Annotated in this window: 5 protein-coding genes; 3 read left to right on the top strand and 2 right to left on the bottom strand. The window is 59.1% G+C overall.

The window, feature by feature from the left end:
* Positions 1–107 precede the first annotated feature (107 nt).
* Positions 108–1,592 carry a 2-methylcitrate dehydratase gene (gene prpD, locus Q7W83_RS17905; protein ID WP_150633985.1) on the top strand — a complete coding sequence of 495 codons (1,485 nt, stop codon included), beginning with the start codon at positions 108–110 and terminating at the stop codon, positions 1,590–1,592.
* A 111-nt stretch (positions 1,593–1,703) separates the two neighbouring features.
* Here the strand turns inward: prpD and Q7W83_RS17900 are convergent, their stop codons facing one another.
* Positions 1,704–2,591 carry a DMT family transporter gene (locus Q7W83_RS17900; RefSeq protein ID WP_473657649.1) on the bottom strand — a complete coding sequence of 296 codons (888 nt, stop codon included), beginning with the start codon at positions 2,589–2,591 and terminating at the stop codon, positions 1,704–1,706.
* Positions 2,592–2,728: 137 nt separating this feature from the next.
* Between Q7W83_RS17900 and Q7W83_RS17895 the strand changes: the two genes are divergently transcribed.
* Complete coding sequence (locus Q7W83_RS17895) at positions 2,729–4,138, top strand: aminotransferase-like domain-containing protein (protein ID WP_473656418.1); 1,410 nt, start codon at positions 2,729–2,731, stop codon at positions 4,136–4,138.
* A gap of 120 nt (positions 4,139–4,258) precedes the next feature.
* Here Q7W83_RS17895 and ppsR read toward each other — a convergent pair whose 3' ends face one another.
* A complete protein-coding gene (gene ppsR / locus Q7W83_RS17890; protein WP_008027418.1) occupies positions 4,259–5,077 on the bottom strand; it encodes a posphoenolpyruvate synthetase regulatory kinase/phosphorylase PpsR in 819 nt (272 codons plus the stop codon).
* A 174-nt stretch (positions 5,078–5,251) separates the two neighbouring features.
* Here ppsR and ppsA point away from each other — a divergent pair, with 174 nt between their 5' ends.
* Positions 5,252–7,627 carry a phosphoenolpyruvate synthase gene (gene ppsA, locus Q7W83_RS17885; RefSeq protein ID WP_150637863.1) on the top strand — a complete coding sequence of 792 codons (2,376 nt, stop codon included), beginning with the start codon at positions 5,252–5,254 and terminating at the stop codon, positions 7,625–7,627.
* Positions 7,628–7,689: the final 62 nt, after the last annotated feature.

The raw sequence follows: 7,689 nt of genomic DNA, 5'->3' as shown, positions 1-7,689 counted from the left end.
CCGCTCCCACAGTTGATTGCATTTCAATAATAAGAACGGCGCCACCCACTGAGATTGAGCCCTGAACCGAGGTCCCATCAACGAACCACTTCACGAGTGAATCGAACATGAGCACCAACGTCGACCAGAACAACCGCCCCGACTACGACACGGTCCTGCAGGACATTGCCGATTACGTCCTGAACTTCAAAATCGAATCCAGAGAAGCATTGGATACCGCCCGCAACTGTCTGATGGACACTTTGGGTTGCGGCCTCCTGGCCCTGCGCTTCCCCGAATGCACCAAGCACCTGGGCCCGATCGTCGAAGGCACCGTCGTCCCGTTTGGCGCCCGCGTGCCGGGTACCAGCTACCGGCTGGATCCGGTGAAAGCGGCCTGGGACATCGGTTGCATCGTGCGTTGGCTCGACTACAACGACACCTGGCTCGCCGCCGAATGGGGGCATCCATCGGATAACCTCGGCGGCATTCTCTCGGTGGCCGATCATCTGTCGCAGAAGCGCCTGGCCAATGGCGACGCGCCGCTGACCGTGCGCGCCGTACTCGAAGCGATGATCATGGCTCACGAGATTCAAGGCGTGATCGCACTGGAAAACTCCTTCAACCGCGTAGGTCTTGATCACGTCATTCTGGTGAAAGTCGCTTCGACTGCTGTCACCGCCAAACTCATGGGCGCCAATCGCGAGCAGTTGCTGTCGGCGTTGTCCCATGCTTTCGCCGACGGGCAAGCGTTGCGCACCTATCGGCATGCGCCGAATGCCGGTTCACGCAAGTCCTGGGCGGCGGGCGATGCCTCCAGTCGAGGTGTGCGTCTGGCCGACATGGCGATGCGTGGCGAGATGGGCATCCCCGGCGTGCTGACCGCCAGGCAGTGGGGGTTCTACGACGTATTGTTCAGCCACAGCAACAGTGATCTGGCGCTCAAGCCAGAAGGCAAACGTGTCTTCAGTTTCTCCCGTCCGTACGGCAGCTACGTGATGGAGAATGTGCTGTTCAAGATCAGTTTTCCGGCCGAATTCCACGCACAAACCGCCTGCGAAGCTGCCGTCACCTTGCACCCGCAAGTCAGAAACCGCCTGCATGACATCGACAAAATCATCATCACCACCCACGAGTCGGCAATCCGCATCATCTCCAAGGTCGGCCCACTGGCCAATGCGGCGGACCGCGATCATTGCCTCCAATACATGACCGCCGTGCCGCTGGCGTTCGGCAATCTGGTGGCCGAGCAATACGAAGACGCGTTCCACGCCGCGCATCCGGTCATCGATGTGCTGCGCGAGAAAATGGTCATCGTCGAAGATCCGCGCTTCACCCGCGAATACCTGGAGGCTGACAAGCGTTCCATTGCCAATGCGATCCAGGTGTTTTTCAAGGACGGCTCCAGCACCGAGAACGTGGTGGTGGAATACCCGATCGGTCATCGTCGTCGCCGTACCGACGGCATCCCGCTGTTGGAAGACAAGTTCAAAGCCAACCTGGCGACACGCTTCACCGCCCAGCGCACTGCCGAGATCTTTGCCTTGTGCAAGGATCAGGCAGCGCTTGAGGCAACGCCGGTCAACCGCTTCATGGACCTGTTCGTGATCTGACGAACCCAACACACCCGTAGGAGCCGGCTTGCTGGCGATAGCCGTTACGCGGTGTATCTGAAACACCGCAGCGCTTGTTTTGCCAGCAAGCCGGCTCCTGCTGGTGAGGTGTTAGCCCCTCAACCATTTTTCGATCGGCAATTTGGTGATCGCAAACCCGGTCAACAAGATCGCCGAATAGATCATCAGCTCGCGCGAAAGACTTTGTCCTTCGTACCACGCGCCGATTACCACCGCGAACACCGGAAAAATGATGAACACAAACGACAAAATGATCGGGCTCAAGCGTTTGAGCAGCAAAAAATAAACGATAAACCCGCCCACTGACGCCACCAGCCCCAGGTAAAGCAGGGCGCCCCAGGAGCGCAGGCTGATCGCACTGAACGCTGGCGCTTCGACATTCAGCCCCGCGACAAACAGCATCACACCGGCGATGCCGATCGGTAGCGTGTTGTAGGTGATCACGCTGATAGCACTGCCATGCTTTTTAGTCACCACGTAACACAAGGCGTGCATCACCGCCGCGCAGAGAATCGCCAGCACCCCAAACAGTTCGGCATGGTCCAGATGCAAGCCCTGGCTACGGATAATCATGAACAGACTGCCGAAGCCGATGGCGATGCCGAGCACTTGTGACGGGTAGATTTTTTCCCGCAGAAACAGCGCGGAAAACAGCAGGATGAACACGGGCATGCAACTGAACAGCAGGGCGGTGAGACCGGATGAAACGTGCATCTCGCCGTAGTTGAGCAGGTAATACGGCAGGCTGAAATACGACAGCGTGACGAACAGGAAAAACCAGCGGCTTTCCCGTGGGAACAGCAGCGGCTCGCGACGTATCAAGGCGAAGCTCAGGAACAGCGGAAAGGCGATCAGGAAACGCAGGCCGGCGGCGGTCAGCGGCGGCACCGTTTCAACGGCAATTTTGATCCCGAGCCACGTTGTGCCCCAACTCAGGCAAACGATCAGAAACAACACGCTGGTGACCAGCGCGGTCAGCCAGGTTTTTTCGCGGCTTGATGGAGCAGTGAGGGCGATGGGCATGGTCGAGTTCCTGTTGTCGTCGCAATTGACCTGTAACTGCAAAAGGTCTATCCCTGATTGAACCTGTTTAAAGCACGCTATTCGGGACGCAAATGACTGTCAAAGTAAGTATTGCCATGGTGTCAATCCTGCGCGACGGGCTCGTCAATGGACTGGGCGTGAAGTACAAGCGCCTGGCGGACGCCGTGGAAAAAGCGCTCGAGGAAGGCGTCATCGAACCTGGCTGCAAACTGCCGCCGCATCGGCTCCTGGCCGACAGCCTCGGCGTGACCATCGGCACCGTCAGCCGTGCTTACGGCGAGCTCGAACGTGTGGGAAGGGTGGTCGCTCGTGTAGGAGATGGCACTTATGTGCGTCAGCGCGGGATGGAACGTCCGCGAGATGGTGGCTTTCGCAATGTCAGCGATGAGCCGCAGGTTTTTTTCGACATGAGCCGCAATCAGCCGATTCCGGGACAGGAAGCGCTGTTTTTGAGTCAGAGCCTGCAGGCGCTGGCCCTCGATCCCGAAGCCTTGCAGCACATCAGCGGCTACACCGCCGATGTGGGCTTGCAACGCTATCGTACGGCGGGTGCGCACTGGTTGCGGCACCAGCAGTTTGTGCCGGACGCCGAGCAGATTGTGTGCGTGAACGGTGGTCAGCACGGTCTGTTGTGTGCCTTGATGGGGCTGCTCAAGGCGGGCGATACCGTGGTCACAGAGCACCTGACTTACCCGGGGTTGATCAGCGTCGCGCGCATGCTTGGGATCAAACTGATCGGCGTCGCGATGGATGACGAAGGGCTGATGCCGGATGCGCTGGAGGACGTTTGCCGCAATCATCGTGTGTCGGCGCTGTACTGCACACCGACGATCCAGAATCCTACGGCAGCGGTGATGTCCGTCTCACGGCGTCAGGCGATTGCTGAGGTCTGTCGGCAGCACAACCTGCTGATCTTCGAGGATGAAGCCCACGCGGTGTTGGCTCAGCAGCGGCCGTTACCCTTGAGTTATTTCGCTGCGGAGCGCTCGGTGTTGATCGGCAGTCTGAGCAAAGCGGTTTCGGCGGGTTTGCGCGTCGGTTACCTGCATGCGCCGCAACCGTTGATCGGGCGCTTGAGCGCCGCAGTACGCGGAACGTGCTGGATGGCCAGCCCGTTGGCGCTGGAGGTGGCGAGCCTTTGGATCGGAAACGGTAATGCGGCGCAGTTGCTGGCTCGGCAGATAACCGAGATCGGCCGGCGCAAGGCCCTGGTCTGCGGAGTGTTGGAGGGATTGGCGTACAAAACCCATCCCGATAGCCCGCACTTCTGGATCGAAGTGCCCGAGCCGTGGCGGGCTTCGCAGATTGCGGCGGAGCTCAAAGAGAACAATTACCTGGTCGCCACCGCCGAGGCGTTTGCGGTTGGGCATGGGACGGTGCCGCAGTTCATTCGGGCGAGTGTGTGTAATTCGGCGGGGAATGATCGGTTATTGATTCGAGGGTTTGAGGCATTGGTTGAGGCATTAGCCGAGACCGCGTAATCGTTCTTCGCGGGCAAGCCTGCTCCACAGGGACTTCTGTCGTGCACAAATCTTGTGTCCACTGAAGATCACTGTGGGAGCGGGCTTGCCCGCGAAGGCGGCCGGACAGGCGCTAAAGATTTACTTGAACCGCCGCTCCACCCCTTTCTCCACGAGGATCTTCGCCGAAATCTCTTCCACCGAAAAATGCGTGGAGTTGATGTGCGCAATGTTCTCGCGGCGGAACAGATTCTCCACCTCGCGCACTTCAAACTCGCACTGTGCGTAGCTCGAATAGCGGCTGTTGGGTTTGCGCTCGTTGCGGATCGCGGTGAGGCGGTCCGGGTCGATGGTCAGGCCGAACAGTTTGTGCTGGTGGGCGCGCAGGGCGTTTGGCAGGGTCAGACGTTCCATGTCGTCTTCGGTCAGCGGGTAGTTGGCCGCGCGGATGCCGAATTGCATGGCCATGTACAGGCACGTCGGTGTCTTACCACAACGCGACACCCCCACTAGGATGAGGTCGGCCTTGTCGTAATAATGCGTGCGCGCACCGTCGTCGTTGTCGAGGGCGAAGTTCACCGCCTCGATGCGCTCCATGTAGTTGGAGTTGCCGCCGATCGAGTGAGACTTGCCGACGGTATAGGAAGAATGCTCGGTCAGTTCCTGTTCAAGGGGTGCCAGGAAAGTCGAGAAAATGTCGATCATGAAACCATTGGACGTTGCGAGGATCTCACGAATGTCCTGATTGACGATGGTGTCGAAGATGATTGGCCGGAAGCCGTCGGTTTCGGCGGCCTTGTTGATTTGTTGTACCATGGCCCGCGCTTTATCCACGTTGTCGATGTACGGCCGCGTGAATTTGCTGAAGGTAATGTTTTCGAACTGCGCCAGGAGGCTTTGACCCAGGGTTTCGGCTGTGATGCCGGTGCCATCGGAGATGAAGAAAGCAGATCGTTTCATTTGCACCTTGGGCCTTAAGCTAATGTTCATTCTTGGATATGATAGGCGCGATTTGCCGGCCGCCATTGGCCCGCATTCTCACTTATTTTCCAGGTCCAGGCCATACAGCTGGCAAATGCTCCTTCGGAGCGCCGGCTTCTGAGCTTTTCCAACACAGTTAGTGGAGAGATCACCTTGGTAGAGTACGTAGTTTCCCTCGATAAGCTCGGCAAACACGATGTTGAGCATGTGGGGGGCAAGAACGCATCCCTGGGCGAGATGATCAGTAACCTTGCAGGTGCCGGTGTATCGGTGCCCGGTGGCTTCGCCACGACAGCTCAGGCTTATCGTGATTTTCTGGAACTGAGCGGCCTGAACGATCAGATCCACGCCGCCCTCGACGCCCTGGACGTCGATGATGTCAACGCCCTGGCCAAGACTGGCGCCCAGATCCGTCAATGGATCATGGAAGCCGAGTTCCCCGAGAAGCTCAACGCCGAGATCCGCACCGCGTTCGCCACGCTGTCGGCCGGCAACCCTGACATGGCCGTGGCCGTGCGCTCTTCCGCTACCGCCGAAGACCTGCCGGACGCTTCCTTTGCCGGTCAGCAGGAAACCTTCCTGAACATCCGTGGTGTCGAAAACGTCATTCGCGCCGCCAAAGAGGTGTTCGCTTCGCTGTTCAACGATCGCGCGATTTCCTACCGCGTCCACCAGGGCTTCGATCACAAGCTGGTGGCCCTGTCGGCCGGCGTACAGCGCATGGTCCGCTCCGAAACCGGCACCGCCGGCGTGATGTTCACCCTCGATACCGAATCGGGCTTCCGTGACGTGGTGTTTATCACCGGCGCCTACGGCCTGGGTGAAACCGTCGTACAAGGCGCGGTAAACCCGGATGAATTCTACGTCCACAAAGGCACGCTGGAAGCCGGTCGTCCGGCCATCCTGCGTCGCAACCTGGGCAGCAAAGCCATCAAGATGATCTACGGCGAAGTGGCCACGGCCGGCAAGTCGGTCAAGACCATCGACGTCGACAAGGCCGATCGCGCACGTTTCTGCCTGAGCGACGCCGAAGTCAGCGAACTGGCCAAACAAGCGATGATCATCGAGAAGCACTACCAGTGCCCGATGGACATCGAGTGGGCCAAGGACGGCGACGACGGCAAGCTCTACATCGTTCAGGCCCGTCCTGAAACCGTGAAGAGCCGCACCCAGGCCAACGTCATGGAACGTTACCTGTTGAAAGAAACCGGCACCGTGCTGGTTGAAGGTCGCGCCATCGGCCAGCGCATTGGCGCCGGCAAGGTACGGATCATCAAGGACGTGTCCGAGATGGACAAAGTCCAGCCAGGCGATGTGCTGGTCTCCGACATGACCGATCCGGACTGGGAACCGGTCATGAAGCGCGCCAGCGCCATCGTCACCAACCGTGGCGGTCGTACCTGCCACGCGGCGATCATCGCTCGTGAGCTGGGCATTCCGGCCGTGGTCGGTTGCGGCAACGCCACTCAGTTGTTGAAAGACGGCCAGGGCGTGACTGTTTCCTGCGCCGAAGGCGACACCGGTTACATCTTCGAAGGTGAGCTGGGCTTCGACATCAAGAAAAACTCCGTTGAAGCCATGCCTGATCTGCCGTTCAAGATCATGATGAACGTCGGCAACCCGGACCGCGCCTTCGACTTCGCGCAACTGCCGAACGCCGGTGTGGGCCTGGCCCGCCTGGAGTTCATCATCAACCGCATGATCGGTGTGCACCCTAAAGCGCTGTTGAACTACGACGGTCTGCCACAGGACATCAAGGACAGCGTCGACAAGCGCATCGCCGGTTACGACGATCCGGTTGGCTTCTATGTCGATAAACTGGTCGAAGGCATCAGCACCCTGGCCGCTGCGTTCACGCCGAAAAAGGTCATCGTGCGTCTGTCGGACTTCAAGTCCAACGAATACGCGAACCTGATCGGTGGCAAGCTCTACGAGCCGGAAGAAGAAAACCCGATGCTGGGCTTCCGTGGTGCCTCGCGTTACATCAGCGAATCGTTCCGCGACTGCTTCGAGCTCGAATGCCGCGCCCTCAAGCGCGTGCGCAACGAGATGGGCCTGACCAACGTTGAAATCATGGTGCCGTTCGTCCGTACTCTGGGCGAAGCGAGCCAGGTCATCGACCTGCTGGCGGAGAACGGGCTGAAACGCGGCGAAAACGGTCTGCGCATCATCATGATGTGCGAACTGCCGTCCAACGCAATCCTGGCTGAAGAATTCCTCGAGTTTTTCGACGGTTTCTCCATCGGCTCCAACGACCTGACTCAGCTGACGCTGGGCCTGGACCGTGACTCCGGGATCATCGCGCACCTGTTCGACGAGCGTAACCCTGCGGTCAAGAAGCTGCTGGCGAACGCCATTGCCGCGTGCAACAAGGCGGGCAAGTACATCGGTATCTGCGGTCAGGGTCCTTCGGACCACCCGGACCTGGCCAAATGGCTGATGGAGCAGGGTATCGAAAGCGTTTCGTTGAACCCCGACTCCGTACTGGAAACCTGGTTCTTCCTGGCGGAAGGTCAGGCTTCGGCTTGATGTGAATGAAGCCTCGGTCAAGTGGCCGGGGCTTTAAGATTCAAGTAGGGCGGGCTCCATCT

Source organism: Pseudomonas sp. 300 (assembly GCF_055803035.1).
This window is presented reverse-complemented; position numbering and strand designations above follow the sequence as displayed.

What these genes read in the sequence shown, in the direction of transcription:
- prpD (WP_150633985.1), top strand. Translation starts at nt 108, where the DNA reads ATGAGCACCAACGTCGACCAGAACAACCGCCCCGACTACGACACGGTC.
- Q7W83_RS17895 (WP_473656418.1), top strand. Translation starts at nt 2,729, where the DNA reads ATGACTGTCAAAGTAAGTATTGCCATGGTGTCAATCCTGCGCGACGGG.
- ppsR (WP_008027418.1), bottom strand. Translation starts at nt 5,077, where the DNA reads ATGAAACGATCTGCTTTCTTCATCTCCGATGGCACCGGCATCACAGCC.